General features: G+C 34.6%; 13 protein-coding genes. All 13 read right to left on the bottom strand.

Annotation, left to right across the window (positions count from 1 at the left end):
• Positions 1–4: 4 nt before the first annotated feature.
• The 13 genes from BM289_RS23045 to BM289_RS22985 all read right to left on the bottom strand — a co-directional run bounded on the left by BM289_RS23045 (position 5) and on the right by BM289_RS22985 (position 25,087).
• Positions 5–1,942, bottom strand: coding sequence for a glycoside hydrolase family 127 protein (locus BM289_RS23045; protein WP_091498227.1), 1,938 nt, complete (start codon positions 1,940–1,942; stop codon positions 5–7).
• 343 nt (positions 1,943–2,285) lie between these two features.
• Positions 2,286–4,241: a glycoside hydrolase family 97 protein gene (locus BM289_RS23040; RefSeq protein ID WP_091498225.1), complete on the bottom strand. Its 1,956-nt coding sequence runs from the start codon at positions 4,239–4,241 to the stop codon at positions 2,286–2,288.
• Positions 4,242–4,243: 2 nt separating this feature from the next.
• On the bottom strand, positions 4,244–5,848 hold the full coding sequence (locus tag BM289_RS23035) for a hypothetical protein (RefSeq protein WP_091498223.1): 1,605 nt from the start codon (positions 5,846–5,848) through the stop codon (positions 4,244–4,246).
• Between the two features lie 39 nt (positions 5,849–5,887).
• Positions 5,888–7,309 (bottom strand): hypothetical protein, encoded by a 1,422-nt coding sequence (locus BM289_RS23030; RefSeq protein ID WP_091498221.1) that lies wholly within the window; start codon positions 7,307–7,309, stop codon positions 5,888–5,890.
• Between the two features lie 63 nt (positions 7,310–7,372).
• Positions 7,373–9,022, bottom strand: a complete 1,650-nt coding sequence (locus tag BM289_RS23025; protein WP_167365487.1) for a glycoside hydrolase family 43 protein — start codon at positions 9,020–9,022, stop codon at positions 7,373–7,375.
• Positions 9,023–9,046: 24 nt separating this feature from the next.
• Positions 9,047–10,150 carry a DUF4861 family protein gene (locus tag BM289_RS23020; protein ID WP_244165442.1) on the bottom strand — a complete coding sequence of 368 codons (1,104 nt, stop codon included), beginning with the start codon at positions 10,148–10,150 and terminating at the stop codon, positions 9,047–9,049.
• A 104-nt stretch (positions 10,151–10,254) separates the two neighbouring features.
• Positions 10,255–11,700, bottom strand: coding sequence for a glycosyl hydrolase family 28 protein (locus BM289_RS23015; RefSeq protein WP_143102118.1), 1,446 nt, complete (start codon positions 11,698–11,700; stop codon positions 10,255–10,257).
• A gap of 23 nt (positions 11,701–11,723) precedes the next feature.
• A complete protein-coding gene (locus BM289_RS23010) occupies positions 11,724–12,848 on the bottom strand; it encodes a serine hydrolase domain-containing protein (protein WP_091498214.1) in 1,125 nt (374 codons plus the stop codon).
• Positions 12,849–12,935: 87 nt separating this feature from the next.
• Positions 12,936–14,222: an alginate lyase family protein gene (locus BM289_RS23005; RefSeq protein ID WP_091498212.1), complete on the bottom strand. Its 1,287-nt coding sequence runs from the start codon at positions 14,220–14,222 to the stop codon at positions 12,936–12,938.
• A gap of 148 nt (positions 14,223–14,370) precedes the next feature.
• Positions 14,371–15,540, bottom strand: coding sequence for an IPT/TIG domain-containing protein (locus tag BM289_RS23000; protein ID WP_091498209.1), 1,170 nt, complete (start codon positions 15,538–15,540; stop codon positions 14,371–14,373).
• A 25-nt stretch (positions 15,541–15,565) separates the two neighbouring features.
• Positions 15,566–17,344 (bottom strand): RagB/SusD family nutrient uptake outer membrane protein, encoded by a 1,779-nt coding sequence (locus BM289_RS22995; RefSeq protein WP_091498207.1) that lies wholly within the window; start codon positions 17,342–17,344, stop codon positions 15,566–15,568.
• A gap of 17 nt (positions 17,345–17,361) precedes the next feature.
• Positions 17,362–20,553: a SusC/RagA family TonB-linked outer membrane protein gene (locus BM289_RS22990; RefSeq protein ID WP_244165441.1), complete on the bottom strand. Its 3,192-nt coding sequence runs from the start codon at positions 20,551–20,553 to the stop codon at positions 17,362–17,364.
• 409 nt (positions 20,554–20,962) lie between these two features.
• Positions 20,963–25,087 carry a hybrid sensor histidine kinase/response regulator transcription factor gene (locus BM289_RS22985; RefSeq protein ID WP_244165440.1) on the bottom strand — a complete coding sequence of 1,375 codons (4,125 nt, stop codon included), beginning with the start codon at positions 25,085–25,087 and terminating at the stop codon, positions 20,963–20,965.
• Between the last annotated feature and the right edge of the window lie 291 nt (positions 25,088–25,378).

Genomic DNA, 25,378 nt, shown 5'->3' with positions numbered 1-25,378 from the left:
GTAATTATTTATTTAGTTCCCAATAAATAGTATATCGCTGTCTGTGTATATCAGAAATTGGTTTAAGTGTTTCTTCATTTCCCTTAATCTTAAACAACAAAATGTTATTTTTTACTTTGGAAATATTTTTTAGTAATTCCTTAGATGAATAGTTCAGCTTATTTGTAATCGAAGCTGGAACATGATAATCGTAGGTATAATAATCATTGTATAATTTAGGATTACTAAAGGGAGCCGGCTCTATCATATCGGCATTACCTAATTCGGCAGCCAAGACAATTGGTCCATAAGTTACTGCTACTATTTTTGGATTATCTGGAGCAGGTGTAATCTTTAACGGTAAATCAAATACCACTTCGATAGTATCCCCATTTTTCCACTTGCGATTTAACATGATATAATTACCGGGTTTTACAGTAATTTTTTGCTGTTCGCCATTAATTGAAATCTTAGCGCCGTCTGTTGCCCAATTCGGATATCTAATATTTATCGGAACAACTTCTGACCCCGCTGTATTAATGGTTAATTTGATATTATTTTGATTTGGAAAAGTTGTTTCTTGTTTAATCGTTAATCCTTTCTCTTTCCAAACCAATTGAGATGGAATAAAAAGGTTGACAAACAAATTCTTCTTATCATGATAATAAATAAATTCTCCATACTTGGCCTGATTTTCAAATCCGCTTCCTACACAGCACCAAAAGGAATCTTCTGGCGTGCTGTATACTTTATGAGCGCCTGGTTTCATAGGGAGGAAATATGCAACCATTCCTGATTGTGGATCTTGCTGTCCTAAAATGTGGTTATACAAAGCCTTTTCGTAAAAATCGACATATTTAATTTTAGGATCATACGCAAACAAGTGACGCGTCAGTTTCAGCATATTATATACATTACACGATTCGCCAGTGTATCCACTCAAATGTTCTGATTGGTGATCAGGTTCAAAAAATTTTTCTTTATCACTATTACTGCCAGTAATAAATGAATGATGGTCTACTACGGTATTCCAAAAGAACTCAGATATTTCTCGATATTTATTTGTTCCTTCTAATTCATAGGCGCGTGAAATACCAATTAATTTAGGAATATAGGTATTGGCATGCCTCTTATTTAAATTATCTTCTTTATCAATCAACGGATTTAAAGCATCGTCATGATAAAAGAACTCCGCAAGGAATTTATAATTTGGATTTGCCGTAATTTGATATAAAGCATAAAAGGAATCGTTCATACCTCCAAATTCATTGCGTAGCATCGTTTTGCGTTCTTCTTGAGAAAGAGGTTTTAATTTTTGATAAGCCCAATCTCCCATACCTTTAACAATATCAAGCGCCAGGCTATTATCACAATACAAATATTGATCTATAAGTCCCGAAAATAATTTATGTTGTGTGTACCAAGGAGCCCAGACTTTTTGTCCTTTTATAGCTCTATCAATTAAATTTTCGGGAAAAGCGCTGAGATAACCTTTTTGGTTTAGTACTTTTTGTATTTCAGCTAAACCAGATACAATACTATCAGATTTCACTTTATATTTATTGTCGCCAGTAGAAGCATACAGTAAAGCTAAACCAGAAAGAATATGTCCAGTACTGTGGCCTCGCAACTCACAATCTAAGGATTCCCATCCGCCTAATTTTTTCATGGTAAAATAACCTCCTTCATAACCACTGTATATCCCAGCATTATTACGGAAACTGTGCAACAAACGATCGGCACTAATATCCATAATCCATTTGCTTTCCCGAATCATATTATCCTTAAAAGGACTGTCTAATAATTTCACATTCTGAAGATCAAAAGCTGTTAATTGGATATTTTTAGTATCTCCAACTTTTATTTTTGATTGATGCTGTCCGGGATAATGGGACTGTGCAGATGTCGTTATAATAGTTATCAAAGAAAATACGATATACTTTGACTTGTTTAAATACTTCATTTTATTTTAAATGTTACTTTTTTATTTTCTTCAAAAGATGAAATGCTTCTTTAGACTAATTTGTAAATTATAAAAATTGATTAATGCTTAAATTAATAGCTGTGCCCGTTTATCCAAATTTGATTTATAAACACAATCCCAATATTAGTTCGTTTTAATTTTTAGGAAGATAAATTATGGTTCAAAGAGTATAAATTATAGTTTTATTAATCTACATAAGCTATAAATGAAGACATTAGTAGAAAGTTATTTATAAAAGCAAATACTAATGCCTTGAGTTTTTAAATAGAAAAAGTCGCTCCCAATTTTGGAGCGACTTTTAGTTTACCTATTAATAGCCCATTTATTTTTTAGGCAATTCACTAATTATAATCGCGACTCCTCCACTCGCTTTTAAATTAAAAGAAAGTGTTTCTCCTCCTTTTATGATTTGTTCTTTAACCGCTACTTTGGTTCGCGTTTGAATTGTATCATCATCCTGAAATGTTTTGATAGTGTATTTTTTTCCTTTAGTTAAAAAAGCGGTAGGAATTGTAATTTGACGTGATTGATTGTTTGTGATTGCGCCAACAAACCAATCATCTCCTTTTTTACGGGCTATTGTAATAAACTCTCCTACTTCACCATTAATGACCTTTGTTTCATCCCATACTGTATGAACTTTATCAAAGAATTCTATTTCTGGTTCTCCTTGGTAAAATGCAGGCTGATCATACCAATAGAAGAATTGGATTGGACTATAATACACCACGGACAAGGCCAACTGATGGGCATGAGTATTTTTAATACGATTATTGTAATAAGCAATCGTATAATCCGCTGGGCCTGCTAAGAAACGAGTAAAAGGTAAAATAGTATTGTGATTAGCATCTGGCATTTCTTCGTTACCACGAACTCCTTCTTGTGTCATTAAATTGGGATAGGTACGACTAAATCCTGTAGGACGATATTCGTCATGTATGTCTACCATCATTTCATACTCGGCACATTTTTTAATTGCTTCATGAAGCCAGGTCGACCAACGTTGATTTCCAACTTGTACAAATCCGAATTTAATACCTTTAATTCCCCATTTTTTATATAATGGTAAAATACTATCAAGCTGTTGCACTAAAGCTCTTTGATTCACATATACCCAAACTCCTATTCCTTTTGATGAAGCATAAGCTGTTAACTCTGGCATATTGAAATCTTTAGTTTCTGAAACCGTAGTAGCATCAGAACTCATTTTCATTTCCGGACCATACCAACCCGCATCTAAATGAATGTACTGCAAACCTCTCTCTACTGCAAAATCAACACATTTTTTAGCATCGGCCTGAGTTAGTTTTGCAACACGAATTACTTTGCCCGGTTTGATAAAAGCTGTATTTTTTATTTGATTTTCCGGGTTTAGATTCAGTATGATGTCATTATTTGCAATTAAATCTGCTGCTTTGTCTGCAACCATGATGACACGCCAAGGCGTTGCATAAGCCGGAATTACATCAACACTTCCATACAAAGCGGCCTGAATTGTATTGGGTTTCGTTGGATTTAAACTCAATTTCATTCGCGAATAATCCACCATCTGCGCTTCTGTAATAGCGACGTTAAGTTTGTTGGATAATTTCATGGTTAAAGGACGTTCACTTTGTCCTTTCCAGTTTTTAAGAGGCAGTAAATCATAAGGTCCTTGTGCCCAAGGTTCGTAATAAGCCAAGGTACCTTCTGGCATCGTAAACTGCGTTTGCTCTCCAACAATATGCAGAAAAAGACCGTTGGTAGGTTCAGGAAAATAATAACGAAATGCTACACCTTGATTGTACGCACGGACTACAACATTCATAAAATAACTTTTATTCTTATCGTAACCGTCTGTCAAATTTGTGGGAGTTTCTTGTCCCTTACGAAATGTAAGAGTCAATTCATTATAATGGTCTGTAATCAAAGTCTTCTCTCCATAAAGTGGTTTCCAAGTTTGATTTACGGTATTTTTAAGTACTCCCTTAAAATTAAGATTCTCTCCCCATACTTTACAAGTATCATTAGGTATGCCTAAAGCCGATTCGAAAGTTTGATTTTCAATCAATACCCCTAATTCTGATTCCAAGACTACAGGTTTTCCTTTATAAGAAAGAGAATAATACATTTGTTTCTTACTTGCTGTAAGTTCTTTTTGGTAAAAAGTAAATTCATAATTACCATCAGGCGAATTTAACTTTTGCAGTGTTTCATTTATAATGGTTTGTGCAAAGACTCCTATCTGTATAAAGAATACTAAGAGTATTAAACTATATTTTTGATGTATGTTTTTCATATTTATTCTTTTTTAATAAAAAAATGATTTTCTACTGGTGTCGCTGATTGTAAATCTGTTTGATTTCCGTATTGCCAAGCCACTACTGTAACTTTTATTGGAAACTTCGATTTAGGTGGTATTTTCGAAAAATACAAAGTGTTTTCCCTGATGAAAGCCGGTCCTTCTTTAACATAAAATCGTACCGTTGTATTTTGGTCGGAAACAGCTTTTAATGGTACTGCTTTTACTTTTGCAGTAACATCTTTCAGCGCATTAAACTGAATCGTTTGCTGTTTGCCAGATTTGTTAAAAAGTGGAAATTTTATGTTTACCTGCTGTACAGCACTTTTGTAATTCTCATCACCTTCATTATGTGCTAACAACCAAATATCACTACTTCGTTTTGTATTATTAAAACCCAGCTTATCAAAACTAATTTGAAAGGTTGAATCATTTACCTTTTTAACTGGTCCGCAAATTCTATCCAATTGGAGTTTTGTAACGGCATGCGACGAAGCAGATTTAGTATGAGTGGAATCGGAAAAAAAAGCACTTAAATTAAAAGTTATTCCATCTGCATTAGGTACAAATTTGGGCTGAAAATTAGCATGGTTCTTTACTGATTCTACAATCTTACCGTTTTGCTTAAACCCAATAAATTGTTGTTTTTTTCCTCTCGCTCTGGCATAAAATGATTCGGTGGCCATTGCCATTTTTTTATTAAAAACCCAGGAACTTGTTGCGCGATTACCATTGAATTTATCAAAAGAAGCAGGAACAGCTTGAGAAATCGAATCTTTTCGCCATTTATCCATCAGCCAGCCCGAACTTGGCTCTACTTCTTTTAATGTAGTAAAACCACTTATTTCTGACTTTGAAGGAAGTCTACGAATAGCTGCCGCTTTTATATAGTCTGCCATATATTTTACCAGCTCATCCGAATAATCAAAATGACCATGCCCAGCATCAGCAAATAGTGTAATCACACTTTTGGGATGCTTAGCTATGTATTTATATGCCGGCTGAATTCTGGCTTCCCACCATTCGTATTCTCCCATAATAAACAAAGCGGGAATACCATCTATATTTCGATTGCCCCAATCAGGATTAGGCTTACCGCTTCCTATTAAAGTACTTTGTGGTGCATCGCCATGAATGGAAACTAAAGCTAAGGTACGTTGCGGATTAAATGCGGCATAATTCCATGGAAAACTTGCCATCGCAGAATGTCCAATTGGAACAATTGGCACCTGAGCCAACTCCTTATATCCGGAAACTTCTGCTAAGGACTGAAATACATTTTCAATTATTTTATCCTCATTTTTAGTGGTATCGTATGTCCAACTTATTACGGGAGTAACCCAAATTGCAGCAAAACCCAACTCCGCTAATACTTTTCTAAAATATGAGTGTTCGAGGATCCCTTCTTCAATCATATTATGTTGCCCAAAAACAATACCTTTAACCTGCTTGCAATTTTCGGGAATCCATAAAAAAGCTTGCGGATGGTCATTTGTTTCTGCAGAAATAGTTGTGTTTACTTTTACACTCCATTGCCATATCTGACTATAACCACTTAAACTTAAAAAGCTTATAAAAAATAGTAATCTGAATTTAGTGCTCATTCTTCTTTAATTTTCAATTTTATCAGCATCACTTCACTTTTACCATTTACCTTTACCATTCATTGTCTGCGTTTCGGTATTCGTTAACTGTGGTAGGGTCGATTTAATTTCAAGATTTTTAGCATCATCATTTTTTATGATGAAACTATGCTGTAAATCATTAATTACTACAATATTTTCTGTTGGCATTGGTAAAATAGGAGAACTCATTTCTGCATGAGCCGGCATCCCAAATCCCAACATTATAGGTAAACTTGGCATTGCTGTTTGTGTATCATTTGCATACAGTTTTACCCGATGGTTTTTCCCCGCAATCGTCGCTATAGTGTGTACCAATGATTTTGGCATGTCTGGAACTAATTCTAATTCTACATCAGCACCTACCGTATTTTCTCTAAGATATAATAATGGTCCAAATTGCATGTCTGCTCTGCAATCACGCACTACTACGTTAGACCCGATCAAAAACCCTCTTTCTGTTCCAAAAGCCTGACAGCCTTGTAATAGCGTTTGATTTTTAGCATCATCTGTTCCTCCGATTTCAAAACCTGAACGGGTGTTTTTTGAGGTACAATTAAGAAGCGTAACTTTACCTACTCCGCCATACGTGCGAAAACCATCTTCACAGAGTGATTTTGTATATCCCGGACTAATCATATAACGACCATCACGATTTTGATATACGCTTTGATATTTTAATTTTTCTGCCAGACCTCCTGATTCTGCCAGCATATCATTTGTAGTACGCATTTCACCTTCAGCATAACAATCTTCTAAAACCACATTATCGGTATTATGTCCTTGTGTCTGGATGTAAAAACAGTGTCCAAACGCACGGCTAAAAACTTTGCATCTTTTAACTGTATTGTTTTTACCTGCAATCATAATTCCGCTTTGTTTCTGAAGACCAGTCAAATTTGGACCTCCTTTTCCAAACAAATCTCCATATCCATAAGTTGAACCGCTTACATACAATTTGACATCTTCCAATAAAGTATTGTCTCCAAAAATTGAAAGTATATTACCATTACTTCCTATATTTTTAGGACCGGTATTTTTAATGGTTAAACCTTTTATGGTATTACCATTTCCATCAATAAAAATACAGCGTGTATAACCGTAGGGTAAAATTTTATATAATTCGGTATTGATTTCGAAGGTAACTCCTGTAAAATCAAAGGTGTTGTTATTGCCTTTAAAGCGTAAAAACCAACGAGGAGGACGCTTTTGCTGTTCTGTTGCTTTCGGAAGTTCTGATAATAACTTAGTTATCCTGTCTTTCGTTAAATAATCAGCAAATGAATAAACTCCCGGTTTCATCTGGATATTTTGACCGTTGCCATTGGCAGACTGTTCTAAGGCTTCGAGTGTTTCAACTTGTGTTACCTTATTTTCGGCTTGTGTCGTAACAGCAGTAAATACTAATACTATTGTCGTTAAAAGTGATTTGAAATTCCTCATTGTATTTATTATATCTTTTTTGAATTTTAGCAAGTATAATAACCCGCTATATACTTTTGTTATTTATTTTGTTATTCTGAACCAGTCAAAATCGGCATAACCGCCCATACGGACATTATTTAAACTTGTAGCAAAGATTCCAATTTTAGCCGCTATCCATAAGTCTTTTTGCGCTTTTGCCGGTTTTCCAATTTCAATAAAATCAATTCCATTTTCACTGTAGCTAAATTGACAATGAGCTTCAGGTGCTGTTATTTTCATTCGCAATTGCACTTCATTCGAAAGCAACGGTTTTTCTTCAATAATTTTCTCTTGTTCACCATTTACTGCATTCTCTGCAATAACCTGCTGCACCCAATATTTATCATCGTGGAAAACAATAGCCACATAAGAGTACGATTGTCCCATGAGTAACAATCCTGCTTTTTTTCCCGCCGTATTCCATTCTGTAGTCAGCTTTACTTTGGTTGTTGCTGTAAAATTTGGCGCTGGTAATTTTTGTAAAAGTAAATTGGGCACATTCCATAAATTTGGCTCATTCTTCAAGCTCATTGCAAACAATCGCAGGTAATTGGTTCCTGGAATCTGTGCGCTCCATTTTACATAACCGTTTGCATACCATTGCCATTGCAAGCCTGGTTTACCATCATTGAACTCGTCACTTTCTGCCGGATTCCTTATAGTTGATTGTATTTTAGAAAAAGGTTTGCTATAACTTGCTACAGGTTCACCAATACCATTACCATCAAAGTCTTTCCCCATTACAGGCCAATTGTCTTTCCATTTCATAGGCTGTAAATGTAAAACTCTGCCATAAACTCCTTGATCTTGAAAATGTAAGAACCAGGAATTGTCATCAGAACTCGTAACCCAGGCTCCTTGATGTGGGCCATTTATTTTTGTGCTTCCCTGTTCCAGAACCACTTTATCTTCATAAGGACCATAAATGTTTTTGGAACGCATTGCAACCTGCCAGCCGTTTTCTACACCTCCTGCCGGTGCTAAAATATAATAGTATCCTGCTTTTTTATATAATTTAGGGCCTTCCATCGTATGGTGTTTATCGTGACCATCGAACACATTTTTACCCTCATCAATAACCTTAGTTCCTTCTGAATTCATTTTATTAATGGTCAACAGACTATTGATACCTGCGCGACTGCCCGCCCAGGCATGTATTAAATAAGCATTGTCATTTTCCCAAAATGGACAAGGGTCAATAATTCCTTTGCCTTCCATAACCAAAATAGGTTCTTCCCATTTTCCGTAAATATCTTTGGTTTTGACCATATAAACACCATAATCGGGATCTCCCCAATAAATGTAGAATTCATTTTTATGAAAACGAATTGCCGGAGCCCAAACCCCTTTACTGTGTTGTGGTACATTAAATACTTCTTCAGGCACTTGTTTTTGCAATGCAAAATTGATGATCTCCCAATTAACTAAATCAGTAGAATGTAAAATAGGCAGACCAGGCGTACAATTAAAACTACTGGCCGTCATATAATAATGGTTTCCTACCCGAATCACATCTGGATCGGAATAATCGGCATATAAAATGGGATTGGTATAGGTACCATCTCCTTTATCAGATTGCCAAACCTGAGAAACATACGGTTTTTGATTTTGTATCGCACTCTCCTTTTGAGCATCCACTTTTACAGCGAAAAGAAACATCAATAAAAAAATACTGTATTTTAAATTTTGCATTGTAATGATCTAAGGTATTTGTAGTTAATTCACAGTTACCTGCAAAGGGTTTTGAATTATTTCTGCTTGTTTATTAAGCATCTCATCCCATTGCGTAACCTCATTTACTTGTTTACTCCCTGTCCAGACAAAACCAGCATAAAAAGTGATTTTTTGTGATGGATTGGTGACAATCAACAAATTACTTTGGTCAGGCGTTGTGGCGTTATTAGTAAATGCCTGAGTAACTAATTCGGGATTCAGTACAATTCCTTCGCCTAAAAAAGTTTTATCAATAGGTTCCCAATGGCGGAACCAACCTTTTGTTTTGTTGATATTAATTTCGCCTTTTTTATCATGCAGTGTAATTCCAATTGTATAATTTGGGAACTGTTCTTTAGCTTTTAAAATAATATCAAATTTTGAAAAATTACTGCCCAAATCCAATGAGATACGTTTGGTTTCCTTAATTTTATATTGACTCCAAGGAGCGTAATCTAATTCGAAAATAGTACGTAGCGGTCCTTTTGCTATGGTTTTGTAATTAGTATAATTTTTACCTACTTGTAAACTATCGTTAACCCAAACTCCTGCTCCACCTGTACCGCGACTAGCACCTACATGGTAAGGATCATATCCTTCTCCATGATCGATGTGATAATAACCTGCTTCTTTCCCGTTTTTTGCATACCAATCGTCAATAATAGAATAATCTACTTTTTTAAGCCAAAGATCAATTCCGCTTGAAAGCGTACCTCCTTCTTTGCCTTCTTCAACTAACTGCTGTGCTACTGGTCCATAAGCTCTGAAAGCTACTCTATTATTTTCCCAGGCATAATCGTCAATACGTTCCGGGACGAAACGAGAATAGGCCACTACTTTTGATTGTGGCTCTTTTACGGTATCAATCATTATCACAAAATCTGCCACGCTTTTTGCTTGTACCTCAGCCTGAAAAAGCAATTCATCACCTTTGCCATCTTTATCATAATCAATCCACTGGGTAGTTAGAAACTTATCTGTTCCTTTTAATTTGACACGAACATTTTTTTCTGAATTGTTCTTTACTATTTTTTCAATCTGACTACGTTTTACTGTAACAATTTCTTTTCTGTCAAAATTCAAACTGTTACTAACTTTTATTTCCATTTCATCCGATTTATTTTTGGAAATACAAGCTGTAAAGAAGAGAACTGTAAAGCAACAGTTCAATATTAGTTTTAATTGATTACGTATTTTCATATTTTAAATGATTACTTTTTTAATTTAAAGGAAAGTTCTTCAACATGTTCGCCTACAAAAAAGCCAGCCATATCTGCTGTTTTATACCATTTAGGTTTCTCCTTCATATCATCATGTATCAAAACACCATTTATTTTAAGGTTTTCGAATACTATATTTTTTATTTTACGCTGTTCATTATAACCTGCAATAATTGAAGTCCCAGCATTTTTGCCTACGTAATCAATATTTCGAAAAACGACATTTTCGATACCACTACCAGGAGCTGTACAATATTTTGTATTATAAAAAACCCTAAGATTTAATAACTGTCCTTCTCTAAAATCTTCTATTCTTATAGTATCAAAAAGAACATCTTTAGCCGTATTATTATCTCCTACATTAATACTTAAACAGCCTTGATAATCTTGTTGTTTTTCTTTGTGATCCAGAATATCAATATTGCTATAAGTTAGATTTTCAAGCAGTTCTGGATTGTTACTGTTTCCATGTGTGCCAATTAAAATAGGATGGCCTACATCTGCCCAAAGCGTGCTGTTTTTCATGGTGATATTTTTACAGCCTCCTTTGAAATCTTTTCGGGTGCCATATACAGTTGTACAATCGTCCGATGAACGAATGAAAACCTTATCAAACTGGACATTATTACTAGCCATAACATTCATTCCATCGCCCCAACCAAAAAAACTGATTGTTTTTACATTTTCAATATTCACCTCATCAGATCCTCCTGTTAAACATTGTGAAGCAAAAACACCTTCTACTTTAATATTCTTAGAGTTTGCAATATGAATACCCAGCTTTATTTCCTGATCTACCATACCACGGCCACAAACAGTAACATTGGACACACCATCTAAACATATTTGTCCTTTAAAGATAGCTCCTCCAGCCAGATAGATTGTTTTATTGGACTGAACATTTAATTTTTGATTTGGAATTTCATGAACTCCCGGGCCAAAGTAAATTACATTGGAATCATTCGGTTTGGGAGGGTTTGTTTCTAGTGGATTGGCAAAAAGATGCAAATTGTGGAAAATATCATTATTGATTTCAATAGATAAATTAGCCGGATTATTCAGAACAAAATTCATCACATTTCCTTTTACTTTTGAGGGTATAGTAAGGGCTAAAGGTCTAATCCTAGATTGATTAACTTTAGCTTTTAGAGCTGTTACCTGAACCTCAACACTACCAGAAAAGTCAAAAGAAGCCAATGCAGCAGTTTGTACTGAATGTCCTATACCCACTACTTGATCTACTTTTACATTATGAACAAAAACATCCTGCCATTTTCCTCTCGACTTTCTGACTTTCACAATGAAATCTGAATTTTTGTTTACTTTATCCGGTACAGGATACACCACCAAGCTGTCTTTAGTGATAGCAAATAATTGTACTGCAACCAAAAAGAAAAAAAGTGTTAATCTTATTTTATGTCTTAAAATGTGGTTCATGTAATTATATTTGAAATTTTGGATTAATGTAATGATGCCTTTTTGTATACTTCGCGTACCATAATAGGTAAAACAGGACTACTATAAAAAGCCGAAAAACCTTCCTTATTTGCTTCAGCCACATTGACATGGGTTATAAAGAAACCGTAGGTATTTGTTTTCTTATCAATCCAAGGATAAGCACCAGCCCAACTGGGACTGCTAATTAAAATTGCATTGCCTTTTTCATCAAGCTCTTCCCGCCACTCTCCTAATCCATAAATGCTTTTATGTTTTTTAAACCTAACACGCTCTACGTATTCTTTACTATCAATTAAAGCATCTTTCACTTGATCTGCCTGCATTTCTGTTATGGATAACTTACTTAGTATTTGTCTGCCTTGAAATTTACCCTCATGCGCAATCATATCTAAAAAGTGCATATAATCTGCAAGAGTACTTTGAGCGCCTCCGCCCAACATAGGACTATGACCTCCTTCATCATTTACTGGGACAAAATGAGTATTTTTCATTCCCAGTGGAATAGCAATATTTTCTATAAAAAGACTTTCAAAATCTTTACCTGTTGCTAACTCTGCCATTCTACCCGCTACTTGCATCGCCAGTCCACCGTAACTAAATTGCTCACCCGGCTTAGCCGTCGCCGGTAAATTGACAATATGTTTAACAGATTCCTTTAAAGTTTGGTAATTATCTGTAACAGAATCTTTAGGTTGATAATCAGGGAAACTCGCTGTATGAGAAAAAAGCTGTCTTAAAGTAGCTTCGCCTTTACTATCTTTAAATTCAGGCAACCATTTATTTACTTTATCCTCCCATGAAAGATTTGTCTTTTCGACAACCGATGCAATGGTCGCTGCTGCCAACCATTTACCCGCCGAGGCGATAAAAACCTGAGTTTCTTCTGTGTAATTTCCATAGCATTTTTTAAATACAACACTGTCGTTTTTAACAATCATAATCGCGGCGCCTGAATAATAATTGCTAGCAATCCACGCTTGAATTTTTCGATCTACAAGAGAAAAATCATATCTATACGTTATTTTTCTCTCAAGGTTATTTTGAGCTATTGCATTCAAATTACTTACTGCTACAAGAAAGCTTACTACAACTACATATCTTTTTTTTAAACCTAAAAGAACTAGCATCTATATTCGATTTATACTTAATATTATTTAAAATACCCGTAAAACAAATTATGCCGCTTACGGGTATTCTTTCAGTTTCATATAATATTATCTCGAATACAGCAATGTACCAAAACCTAAATCATCATATCCTCCACTATTAGGATCATACTCGCCGCTCCCTCCTTCTGGATAAGTAAGATCTTTTGCCATTTTTACGTATCTCGCTTTAATCCCTTTTTTTACAGTATAATAGTTGTAAATTCTTTCCCAGGCAGGTCTGATTTGACCACGAGCGGCATCATCTGCTGCAGCTGTATGCGTGATATTATCACAGTTAGTGTATTTATTAAATGGAACCGCTAACCTAGCATAATTAAATTTTGCCTCATATTCTGCTCCTTTAAGGATCAAATTATCTTTGTAACCATAAACATCCAGTCCTTGAGTTTCTGCCATTTGAGCAATTGTTCCCAATAATCCCACTACCATAAGAGCATGACCTTGATCACGTCCGGCTTCCTGAATTTGTCCTAAATCGATATCGTCATTAGCACCTTTTGGATGCACATAATTAATTGCCTTGATTAACTGACCATTACCAGCACCCTTCATTAAATAATTAATGACATAGGTATATTTTGCAACATCATCATTTAATACAGCAATTGACATAATAGAAGCTAGGTTGCATAAATCCCAGTTAGCCCAATAATGTGAAGAGCAGGTATTGTAATGAGTTTGCAGGAAATCATAATTTACCGGATAAAAGACATCTAACATCCATTTTTTAAATTTTGCCAGATCAGCCGCATTCCAGCCCGAATAATCACGCATAATTTCAGCAGCATTGGCAAATTGGTATCCATAAATACCTGCTCCTAAAGCTTTATTAGAGTCACCACTGATTCTAGTACAAGTAGCAGCCCAGGCATTTAATATTTGAATGGATTTATTGGCATAAGCTACATCTCCTGTTATTTTCCAACGAATAGCTGTAAGATAAGCAGCATGTGCATCATTCATAGCTGTAGAATAATTGTCTGATAATGGTTCTTCTTTAGAACCACCCCCTCTAATTAAGGTAGCAACCGGGCCTTTCATTACATAAGTCGCAGAAGAATGACTGTTACTAATCATTTTGTTATAACCAGCCAGCCAAGGATCTACATTATTAGCGACATTGGTTTTCATACGATCGAAATCTTCCTTCGAATGCAATAATCCCGGGTGCACAAACTTCATGTTAGCAGGAACGGTAATATCTTCCGAAGCATTTGATTTATCATCGTTTTTGTCTTGAGGTAAGCCATAATCATAGGAACATGCAACAAAGGCAATAGAACCAAGTAAAGCCCAAACAAATTTGGTTTTTGTTAATTTTATGTTTTTCATATACTTATTTTTTAATAGGTATTAATTCTGCCAGAGTTACTTAGATTCACTTAGTATAAAACTCGACAGTAATACGAAATAATTGATTTAATTATGGTAAACCAGCCAAGTGACGAAAAAATGCTACTTGGCTCGGTTAACTCAAATTTTATAAACCTAAAAAAGCTTTTAGTTCTGCTTGATTCTTAAATGTGCGAATCCAATCAACTTCATAACCTGTTTCAGTACCTACGATATCAGCTATTTTGAACTGTCTAGTTGTTAGTTCTGTTAAAGTTGTATAATCTGCAGACAAGTCATAATAAATTACATTTTGAGCCATTAAATCTGTTTTATATTTATTATTTCCCAGATTAGCACTACCTGTTGGGAGAGGATCAATAATGATATTACCAGTTCCTGGTTTAGCCGCTCCTGTACCTGTAAAAGCAATTTTCATAGCCAATATTGGATATTCCGGAGCTTGTATATATTTAGCTTTGGCAGCTCCTCCTGGAGAAGGAAATACTCCATTCATGATAGTATACAAATCAGCACGACGTTTACTCGCGGATGTCCCTAACTGAGTTGGATCAAAAGTTACCTTTAATTTACCATCTTCTATTTTATAAGATGCGTTTTGGGCTGGTAGCCATTGCGGATCCGCTGGATCATCAAACTCAAAAATATATTTCCCTTTAGGAGGTGCAATTACAGTTAACGAAGGCCCAGTGATAATTTGGTTTTCCAGCCAAACCCTTACTTTACCAGTAGCAGCACCTTTAGGAACTATAACATTAATTTGGGTATCTGACACTGAAACTGGTTTAGCAGAAAAAGCATCTACAGTTAAATCACTTGAAAATTTAACTGTTACTTTTGAAGGATCAGTTCCAAATCCTTTACCCGTAATGACAACTAAATCCCCTACGTTTACAGAAGTTGGAGCAATATTGCTTATTGTTCCTCCTGTTACATATTGAAAATCAGATGTAATAGCAGAATTTGTCCAGACTTTGACAGTAATTGGGCCTGTTCCTGCATCCTGTGGCACACGTACCTGAACAGAAGTATCTGTATAACTGATAATTTCAGTAGCGGCTATACCGTTAAAATAAATTTTTGCTGCTTTAACGTATTGACCAAAGTTGGCCCCGCTTAAAGTAACAATATTTCCAGAAGTTCCTGTAGTAGGAGAAACCGAACTTATTGTTACCGCAGGATAAGTTACCAATGGATCACCTACAAATTCTCTTTCCTGATCACTGCAAGAAGTAATAAATAGTATACTTACGAATGCTGTGACTGCTTTTATATTGTTTTTTATAATTTGCTTCATTTTGAATACATTTAGAAGTTCCTAATTAATAACCTGGATTCTGTACCAATTTCCCATTTAATTGTATTTGCGTCAATGGGATAGGAAATAAATAGTGTTTACGCTGAAAATTTCTATTGGATGCTGGATCTAACAGCAAGGCTCTAAGATTTCCTTTTCCAGTATCTACACTAATTTCGCCATAAGGATATGAAGCTGGCTTGTAGATATTTGCATTACCCTCATAGTCAGTTCCCTGAATAACAGAACCTACAATTGGCTGATTTAATTCTTGTTCTGCAATACCCCAACGTTTTAAGTCGTCATAACGAGAATTTTCTCCAAATAATTCGATGGCTCTTTCTCGTCTTATTTCTTCCTGCATATTTAAACCATTTGCTGTAACGAAAGCATTAGTTAAAGCAGGCAATCCAGCTCTTTGACGAATTAAATTGATTGATTCGTTTAATTCTGCATCACTAATAGCACCGTTTAATTCGAATAAAGCTTCGGCATAAATAAGATATACTTCAGCCAATCGAATTTGAGCAAAATCCTGAGACTCTGTATTTGCTGCTCTGTAAGTACCGTATTTATAAGAACGGAATTTTCTGTTAGCGTAACCCGATCCACTATCTCCACCTGGCCCAAATAATTTAATGGCTCCCTGCACTGGTGGTGCATCTGTAGCCGCATCTACAAAATAAGAAGTCAGTCTGTAATCTCTGTTCTTGTATTCATCTTGTACATGCTGATAGCCTTGAAACAAAGGCGACTTGTTTACAGGGAGACCATCAGAACATAAAAACATATCCATAAATTTGCGTGAAGGTGCTAATCTTGAAGAAACCGTATGGCTCAAATTTATACCGCCCTGTAACAAACCAAAATCGTACTTATTATATAAAATATATTCTTTGTTTGTTCCTTTATCTAGACCTGCAGGATTTGAACCAGCATCTTCTAAATTGAATAAATAACACATACTAAAATTGTTTAGCGGTGTATTGTAATTCCAAAGCTGGTAACCTCCACTAGTCATTACTTCTTTTGTTAATGCAATTGCCTCCTGTAAATAAGCATTTACATTAGAAGAAGATTCTGCCGTACCAGCTCCAGTAGAAGTTCCATCACCATCTGTAGTGTTACCAACGTATTTTTCCCAAGTTGCTTCGTATAATAAAACACGCGCCTTAAAAGCTTTTGCTGCCCAATTGCTTAAATGTCCTTTATCTGCACTAGATATATTTTGTTCGGTAGGTAAATTTGGAATCGCTTCATCTAAATCCCTAATGATTTGCTTCATTACTTCGTAACGGCTGTTGCGTTTTCCATACAATACAGCATCATTAATATCAACTACTGTAGTTACGATAGGTACTCCTCCAAAACGTTTTAGTAAGAAAAAGTGATGCCAGGCTCTAAAGAATTTTGCCGCCGCCACATATTGCGCAATTGCCGTTTTATCACCTGTATACTGCTCAGCAGCTTTTAATAATATGTTGTTGGCTCTAATATATTTATATGGATTTGTCCAGTAGATATCTGAATTGGTTGCAATTATATTACCGCGACCTTCCTCTTGTGCTAATGAAGTAAGATCTGTACCAAAGTCCATAAAAGAAAATACACTGCTGCTATTTATAGCTTTCCAACTGATCATTTTATTGTAAAAATCATTGGATGCGGCTTTAAAATCTGCTGTTGATCTAAAATAAGAAGCTTCAGTTTGTGCATCCAAAGGATCTAATTCTAGGTAATCATTTTGACAACTCGAAAACAATAATACTGAAGACAGCATTAAGGTTAATACTTTATTTTTCATATTCGTCATTTTAATAATTAAAAGGAAACATTAAGTCCTATAGCCAATGTTCTGGTAAAAGGATAAATCGTATTTGAACTATCTCCATACTCCGGATCATAACCATCTTTTACTTTAGAAAATTCAAATAAATCATTTCCTGAAAAATAAATTCTGAATTTATCAATTGGGAAATTTCCAATTTTCAAGTCGTCCAAAGTATAACCAACGATCAACGATTTCAACCTAATGTATTGGTTGTTTTGTAAAGCGAAATCATTGCTTGCCCAGTTCCAAGCAGCTCTAGTTGTATTGGCAGTCATTCTAGGATATTCAGCATCCGTATTCGTTTCTGTCCAAGTCTTACCTATAAAAGCTGTAGTCTGGCTACCGTATAATGTGTTAAATGGATATGAAAAGAAACCGGTTCTAAGAACGTTTTGCTGTAGCATTCCTTGAAAGAAAATAGAGGTATCAAATTTGCCATAGGTTCCATTTAAATTAAGTCCATAAACATAATGCGCCTGTGTATCTCCCATAAATTTCACATCCTTAACATCGATTTGCCCATCTTTATTTAAGTCTACTCTTTGAGTATCTCCAGGACGCAATGCATTAACTCCTGTTGGTAATGCTCCATTATTATTATTTGCTGCGTAATAAGCATCTACTTCTGCCTGATCTCTAAATAAATTTGTTGTTTCGTATAAGAAAATTGGGTTTAACGGATAACCTAAAACGCCATTGGTATTAACACCGTTTGTAATAGCTGTCGCATTTTCTTTCTTCAGTAAAATGTTCTGACTATCTCCCATATTGGCGGCAATACTATATTTGAATTTACCAATCTGTCCTCTATACCCCAGAGTAGCTTCCCATCCTTTTGTTTCCAACTCACCTGCATTAGTTTTCGGAGCAGTACCTCCTAGAACATCTGGATAAATAACATTGGTCAACATTCCGTTATTCCTTTTTTTGTATCCATCAAATGAACCGAAGAGTTTTTTATTAAAGAAGCTAAAATCAACTCCAAATGTATTCATAGCCACACGTTCCCATGAAATATCATTAGAAGTAATACCTGCTACAGAACTAGCTGTTTGTAAGGCTGCCGTAGAACCAAAAAGAGCACTTCCGTTGTTGATATTTGATACATAACTATAATTACTAATTCCTGATTGAGATCCCATTTCGCCGTAAGAGTATCTTAATTTTAGATAGCTTAAAGGCTTAAGATTTTTCATAAACCCTTCTTCTGTTACTACCCAGCCTGCTTGAACTCCACCGAAATTGTTCCATTTATTTCCATCTCCAAACTTAGAAGAACCGTCACGTCTCCAGCTTCCTTCAAGCAAGTATTTATTTTTATATCCATAATTAACTCTTGCTAAATAAGAATATAAACCATTATGACCACGACCACCCGTAGCTTCTACCTTTTCTTCGATAGAACCCATATTAAGATCGTAGACTCCATTATCAACAAATCCCTTTCTGTAACCATACAATCTAGTGTCTTCGGTTTTCTCGGCAGTTATTCCTAATAATCCTGAAAAACTATGATCTCCTATTTGTTTTTCATAATTTAAAAAACCACCATAATTTTGATAAGTTATTTGTTTATCTTCTTGTCTGATTGAAGAAGCCGAATTAACCGATTCTGGTGCTAAATCTCCATACCAGCTGTATTGCGGTACTGTGATTTCATATCTTAAGTTTGTATAAAAGTCTTTACTGTATGCTACCTTAGTCTGAAACGATAAACCTTTATACAATTTAAAAGTAGCCGATAAATTCATCATAATCTGATCTCTAATAGTTTGATCTCTACCTCCATCAACTGTAGCGGCTACACTGTTACGATTACCCGCAATATTAAAGTTCGCATACCATTGCCCATACGGATTTCTCGATGGGAAAAAAGGTGGATCTTGTGCTAATGAACCGTCTAATCCGGTAGAAGGAGAAGATAAACTATATTTTAAATACGACATATTTGTCTCTAAATTCAGCCAGTTATTAACCTTATAATCGTAATTTAATCGAACATTATACTGTTTTTTGCCATCATAAGCCGTTTGCAAAGCTCCCATATCTTCTGAATATCCATAAGACACTCGATAATTGGTGTTTTCGGTTCCTCCTGAAATACTTCCGTTATTGAATGTAGAAACAGAGCTTCCAAACATTTCATCATAACGAGGTGCATTTGCTATATAAATATCTCCCCAATATAGTGTTGAATATATTCCTGCGTAGCCTGACTGCATCAATTGTAAATTTTCTTTAGACTGCCATCCCCAATAATTGGCTTGCGCTCCATCTTCCTTTGCTGCATCCAGCCAAATGGTTGCATACTGCTGCATCGTTGGTGATTGTGGTCGAATACCTAAAGTGTTTACTCTGGTAGTCGTAGACAAATCAATTTTCATTTTACCAGACTTTCCTTTTTTGGTAGTAACCATAATTACCCCATTAGAAGATCGAGAACCGTATAAGGCCGCAGAAGCATCCTTTAATACTGTTACCGACTGGATATCGTCCGGGTTCATATTATAAAAAGCCTCATTGTTTATAGCCGGAGTTCCATCGATTACAATTAATGGAGAACCGCCGTTGATTGAAGTCGCTCCACGAATCTGCATATTAATAGCTTCTCTACCCGGTCTTGAAGAACTTCTGGTAATCACTAATCCCGGAGTTTCTCCCTGCAAAGCTAAAACTGGGTTGGTTACAGCTCTATCCTGAAAGGTTTTTGCTGTAACAGTTTCTATGGAACCTGTAGAAGTTACTTTCTTCTGGGTACCGTAGGCCACTACAATTACCTCGTCCAATTTCTTTTGGTCAGCTACTAATGCTACATTAATTACAGATTTACCAGCAACTGAAATTTCCTGTTCCTGATATCCAATAAAGCTAAAAACTAAGATGGCATCAGAAGAAGGTACACTAATCGTAAAATTTCCATCAAAGTCTGTGGTTGTGCCTTGATTGGTTCCTTTAATCATAATGTTAGCACCTGGACAACCTAAATTATCTTCGGCAGTTACTACTTTTCCTTTAATTATTATCTGCTGTGTTGCACTATTCAATTCAACCGTTTCCATCATTCCAATCTTTCTCTTTTCTAAAGCGAATGCATGAGAAGAAATGCAAACTAACATCGAACAAAGCAGTGCAGGCTTTAATCGATTAATTGAATTTGTTTTATTTAAAACAAGTTTATTCATTTTGATTTTTTTTGGTCGTTGATAATTAGTTTAAGTTTGTTACTACTATAATCTTTAAGCTGGTATAGATTTCATAAATACATTTTTTACGGTTAATAATTTTAATACTCGTAATTTTAAATCGAAATAATTATTAAATCGACAAAATCGAACAATGCAATATTAAAAAATTAGCAATCCAGAGCGTATAAACCATGATTCAAAGAGTATAAATTATATTTCAATATCGCGTAATTGCCTATATATTTGGGAGTTTAAGCACTTTTTATACTGTTATCTTCATGATTACTAATAAAGTTTGCTAAGTCACTACTAATTAAAATAATTAAGGATACTAATCTCTATTTTAAGACAATAAAAAATCCGATTTGAATACTAAATCGGATTTAAATAAAGTTATCTGTTGTTTTTAGTCAATAGACTTATCTTGATTTTTTCTTGGTTTATTTTCTTCTATATATTGTGAAGGCGTTACATTAAAAACTTCCTTAAAAGTCTTTGTAAAATAGGCCGTTGAATTGAATCCACAATTATGAGCTACTTCTTTAATCGAAAATGAATCGCTAATCAGCAGTTCTGCCGCATATTTTAATTTTATGGTTCGAATAAAATTGCTTGGATTTTGTCCCGTCAAGGAACTAATTTTTCGATAAAACTGAGAACGTCCCATATTTAAGGCATTCAGCAAATCGTCTAAAGAAAAATCGACGTTAGTTACATTATCTACAACTGCTTTAGTGGCTTTATCCAAAAATTTTTCATCGAGTGAATTAATCGTTATATCAGCTGCCGGAATAATTCCACCTACAGCAGCAAAGCGTTCGCGAGAACGTTTACGTGCTTCCAGCAAATTATTAACTCGAGCCTTAAGTACATTAATGCTGAATGGTTTTGACAAATAGGCATCAGCGCCTCTTTCATAACCCATTGCCAGATCTTCATCTAAACTGCGGGCTGTAAGCAGTAAAATAGGTATATGACTAATTTCAAAGTCACTTTTAAGCTGTTGGCATAATTCGAAACCATCCATTTTTGGCATCATTACATCACTGATTATGATGTCTGGAAAATACTTTCTTATTTTTTCTAAACCAGCAACTCCATTGACTGCTTCTTTAACCCTAAATTGTTCGCTGAGTTCTGCTTTAAGATGACTTCGAAGCACTTTATTATCTTCAATCAAAAGTACTAATGGTCTTTTTTTATCTGAATCTGAAGCCACTGTATCCGAATTTATATTTTCATCGGCTATCGAAATTTCATAATCTGCAGATGAAAGCGCATTCATATTCTTACCTTGGGATGTTATGGTTCCTGCTTCTATAATCTTTTTACCATCTTCTTTTAAATCTGCCGGAAGTCTCACACTAAAAGTTGTGCCTTGTTTATATTTGCTTTCAACCAGAATCATTCCCTTGTGCAATTCAACAAGACTCTTCGTAAAATTTAATCCAATACCTGTTCCCGCTTTAGACGCATCAGCATGGAAAAAACGTTGAAAGACTTCTTTAAGCTGTTTCTTTTTAAAACCTATTCCAGTATCAGAAACATTAATCTGAATCATTTTCCGATTGATCGAAGGCCTCAAATAATTCCATTTGTACCCTATACTGTCTACAAAAATTTCAGATAATGTCAACGTTATAATTCCTCCATTATCTGTAAACTTAATTGCATTAGACAAGAGATTTGCTAGTATTTTTTCAATTTTATCGGCATCAAAATTTCCATAATATTGATCAAACTCTGATTCAAAGACAAAACGTATGTTTTTGGATTTGGCTAAATCTTCAAACAAGAAAAAAGTTTCCCTGCTAAATTTTACAATATCCAGATTAGCAATTTCTAAATGAGATTTACCCAAATCCATTTTTCTAAGATCCAATAATTGATCCACCAAATAAAGTAAACGCTTACTGCTTTTTTGAATTATAGCTGCAGATCTTTTTACTTCATCGGGCTCATTAAAGTGAGTCAATATTTTCTCAACGGGATTTAATATCAAGGTCAAAGGTGTTCTAAATTCATGAGAAACATTGATAAAGAATTTTAGTTTTAATTGATCCAATTCTTGTTCTTTCTCCTCATTTAATCTTCGGGTATAATACTTTAGTCCAAACCAGATCATGGCTGCTCCTGCAATCATATAGAAAATATATGCCCACCATGATTTCCAAAAAGGAGGAGAAACATTAATCTCAATACTTGTTTTACCAGCATTTTCCCATTGCCCATCAATAGCGGCCATTACTTCAAAAGTATAGGAACCAGGTGGCAGATTGGCATAATTTGCAATACGATTATTATCTGCATTGATATATTCTTTATCCAGACCAGACATTTTATAAGCATATTTGACACGCTCCGGATTCTGATAATTTAAGGCTACAAAGCTTATTGATATATGACCTTCATTATAGGCCAATTTTAATTTGTCTAAACTATTAAGATCATTTTCAAATAAAACTCTATTATTAATCGTATCACCGGCATTAATTTTTTGATTGAACAATTTTATACCAGAAAGAATAGGTTTTACTTTGTCTGAATTCAATACAATATCGTTGGGATTAAACAAATTAAACCCATTTATTCCCCCGGCTATTATACGTCCATCAAAAGTTTTGGCTATTGATTTACTTTGAAATTCTAGACCTTGCAAGCCATCATGAACATTAAAATTAATAATCTTACCAGACTTAGGACTTAATAGAGACAAACCACTCTTTGTACTAATCCATATATTTTTATTATTATCTTCCTGTAAGCCAACCACTAAATTATTTGGAAGACCACTTGAGGAAGAATAGGATTTTCTTAATTGTAAATTCTTATCTAATTGAAACAAGCCCATATCTGTACCAATCCAAATATTCCCTTTGTAATCTTCGATTACCTGGTTTACACGATTGCCCTGGACATTTTTAATTTTAATTTCTTCAAACTGGATTTTCTTGGGTATTCTCGCATCCAACTTATCAAGATTTACATAACAAAGACCTATAGATGTCCCTACCCAAAGTCTATTTTTGGAATCTACAAAAAGAGAAAAGACAAAATTGCTGATGATACTTTTTGGTGAATTCGGACTATTCTTAAACTGATAAAAACGTTCTGTTTGGGTATCAAATAAATTTAGTCCTGCCAAAGATGTTCCCAGCCAAAGTCTTTCTTGTTTGTCTTTGGCAGCACACCAAACTGTGTTTTGGCCTATTGAAAAAACATTATTCGGATCATTTAAAAACCGTTTTACCTGACCAGTCTTTGTATTAAATTTATTAAGACCTCTGTCCCAGGTACACACCCATAACTCATCATTATTACCCTCAATTACATATAGAATTTTATTGGAACTCAATGAATTTGAATTACCCGGAATATTTTTATAATGTTTATACGTTTCTTTTGTATCATCATACATATCAAGGCCTCCTCCATCTGTTCCAATCCAGATACGCTGACGACTATCCTGAAATACTGACTGCGCAATTTTTGTACTTAAACTATTTGAAGTTTGTGTTTTGTAGAAATGATGTCCAAACGATGATTTAAACAAAGCTAATTTGCTTACTCCTTTATTATAAGTAGCTATCCAATACGTTCCTTCTTTATCTTGCAGTACTTTTGACGGTTGATTGTTGGGTAATGAAAATGGATCATCTGGATTTTGAACGAGATGTTTTATCAATCCTTTTTCTTTATCCAATAAGTATAAGCCTTCTCCATCTGTAGCAACCCAAATCAAGCCTTTACTATCTTGATATAGATGAAAAATTGGTACTAAGAAAATATCCGGACTAACCTTTTTATATTTTTTAGTAGTCGGATTATAAACATACAAATGCCCTAAATCATTCCCAATCCAAAATTCTCCTTTATTATCAAGTATAATTTGTTTAGGCAAATGATCTAAAAACTGATTGGTCTCAAAATTTATATTTTGACGCTCAAATACATTGGTTTTGGAATTGTACTTATGCAAATTATTTCCTGCCGTTCCAATCCAAAGCTGTCCTTTTTTATCTAATATCAAATTAGAGACATTATTATTATCTAATGCATTACTGTTTTTAGAGCTGGCAGTATAACGAACTGATTTTAAACTTTGAAAGTTATTTGAAAAAGTTGATAGATCAATTTTAATCAAACCATTTTTGGTACCAACCCATAGTATTTTTTTTAGAGTGTCAAATTTTAGACAATTGATTTCCTCTCTCGGATTAGTTTTATCGATAATATTCTTTTCCAGATTAATTTTGTAAAATCGGTGCGCTTTTTTATCAAAGACATTTAAACCATTACTGGTTCCTATCCATAAGTATCCTAGATGATCCTCTGTAATGGCATTTATACGATTGTTACTAATGGAATATTTATCATTAACTATTGGTCTGAAAATTTCAAATTCATAGCCATTATACTTATTTAAACCGTCAATGGTACCAAACCACAAAAAACCTTCTTTATCTTGGAATATTTCGACACAAGTACTGCTGGACAGCCCTTTACTGGTATCAAAATTCTCAAACTTCAAATTTGAAAATTGTGCATTACTATTAAAACTGACTAATAATAACGCACCTAGTATTAAATCTCTTATTCTCACAATTTACTATACTATATATCCTGTAAACACAACATTATTTAGGATTACATTAATTCCGTTTTAATCATTTTTTTAACTAAGTCAAAAAACATAACTAATCTTTTTAACCATTCTTCTGCCGCCCTATTAGCTATTCAGAGCAAAAGACATAAAATTTATTTAAGAAAACAAGCATCCACACAAAAAAGCGAAATACCCTCCACGCCACAATTTTAAACA

The sequence above is a fragment of the Flavobacterium phragmitis genome (assembly GCF_900112575.1).
Classification (GTDB): Bacteria; Bacteroidota; Bacteroidia; order Flavobacteriales; family Flavobacteriaceae; genus Flavobacterium; species Flavobacterium phragmitis.
This window is presented reverse-complemented; position numbering and strand designations above follow the sequence as displayed.

Excerpts from the sequence above, each read along its gene's own strand:
- BM289_RS23045 (WP_091498227.1), bottom strand. The coding sequence starts at position 1,942 with ATGAAGTATTTAAACAAGTCAAAGTATATCGTATTTTCTTTGATAACT.
- BM289_RS23040 (WP_091498225.1), bottom strand. The coding sequence starts at position 4,241 with ATGAAAAACATACATCAAAAATATAGTTTAATACTCTTAGTATTCTTT.
- BM289_RS23035 (WP_091498223.1), bottom strand. The coding sequence starts at position 5,848 with ATGAGCACTAAATTCAGATTACTATTTTTTATAAGCTTTTTAAGTTTA.
- BM289_RS23030 (WP_091498221.1), bottom strand. The coding sequence starts at position 7,309 with ATGAGGAATTTCAAATCACTTTTAACGACAATAGTATTAGTATTTACT.
- BM289_RS23025 (WP_167365487.1), bottom strand. The coding sequence starts at position 9,022 with ATGCAAAATTTAAAATACAGTATTTTTTTATTGATGTTTCTTTTCGCT.
- BM289_RS23020 (WP_244165442.1), bottom strand. The coding sequence starts at position 10,150 with ATGGAAATAAAAGTTAGTAACAGTTTGAATTTTGACAGAAAAGAAATT.
- BM289_RS23015 (WP_143102118.1), bottom strand. The coding sequence starts at position 11,700 with ATGAACCACATTTTAAGACATAAAATAAGATTAACACTTTTTTTCTTT.
- BM289_RS23010 (WP_091498214.1), bottom strand. The coding sequence starts at position 12,848 with ATGCTAGTTCTTTTAGGTTTAAAAAAAAGATATGTAGTTGTAGTAAGC.
- BM289_RS23005 (WP_091498212.1), bottom strand. The coding sequence starts at position 14,222 with ATGAAAAACATAAAATTAACAAAAACCAAATTTGTTTGGGCTTTACTT.
- BM289_RS23000 (WP_091498209.1), bottom strand. The coding sequence starts at position 15,540 with ATGAAGCAAATTATAAAAAACAATATAAAAGCAGTCACAGCATTCGTA.
- BM289_RS22995 (WP_091498207.1), bottom strand. The coding sequence starts at position 17,344 with ATGAAAAATAAAGTATTAACCTTAATGCTGTCTTCAGTATTATTGTTT.
- BM289_RS22990 (WP_244165441.1), bottom strand. The coding sequence starts at position 20,553 with ATGAATAAACTTGTTTTAAATAAAACAAATTCAATTAATCGATTAAAG.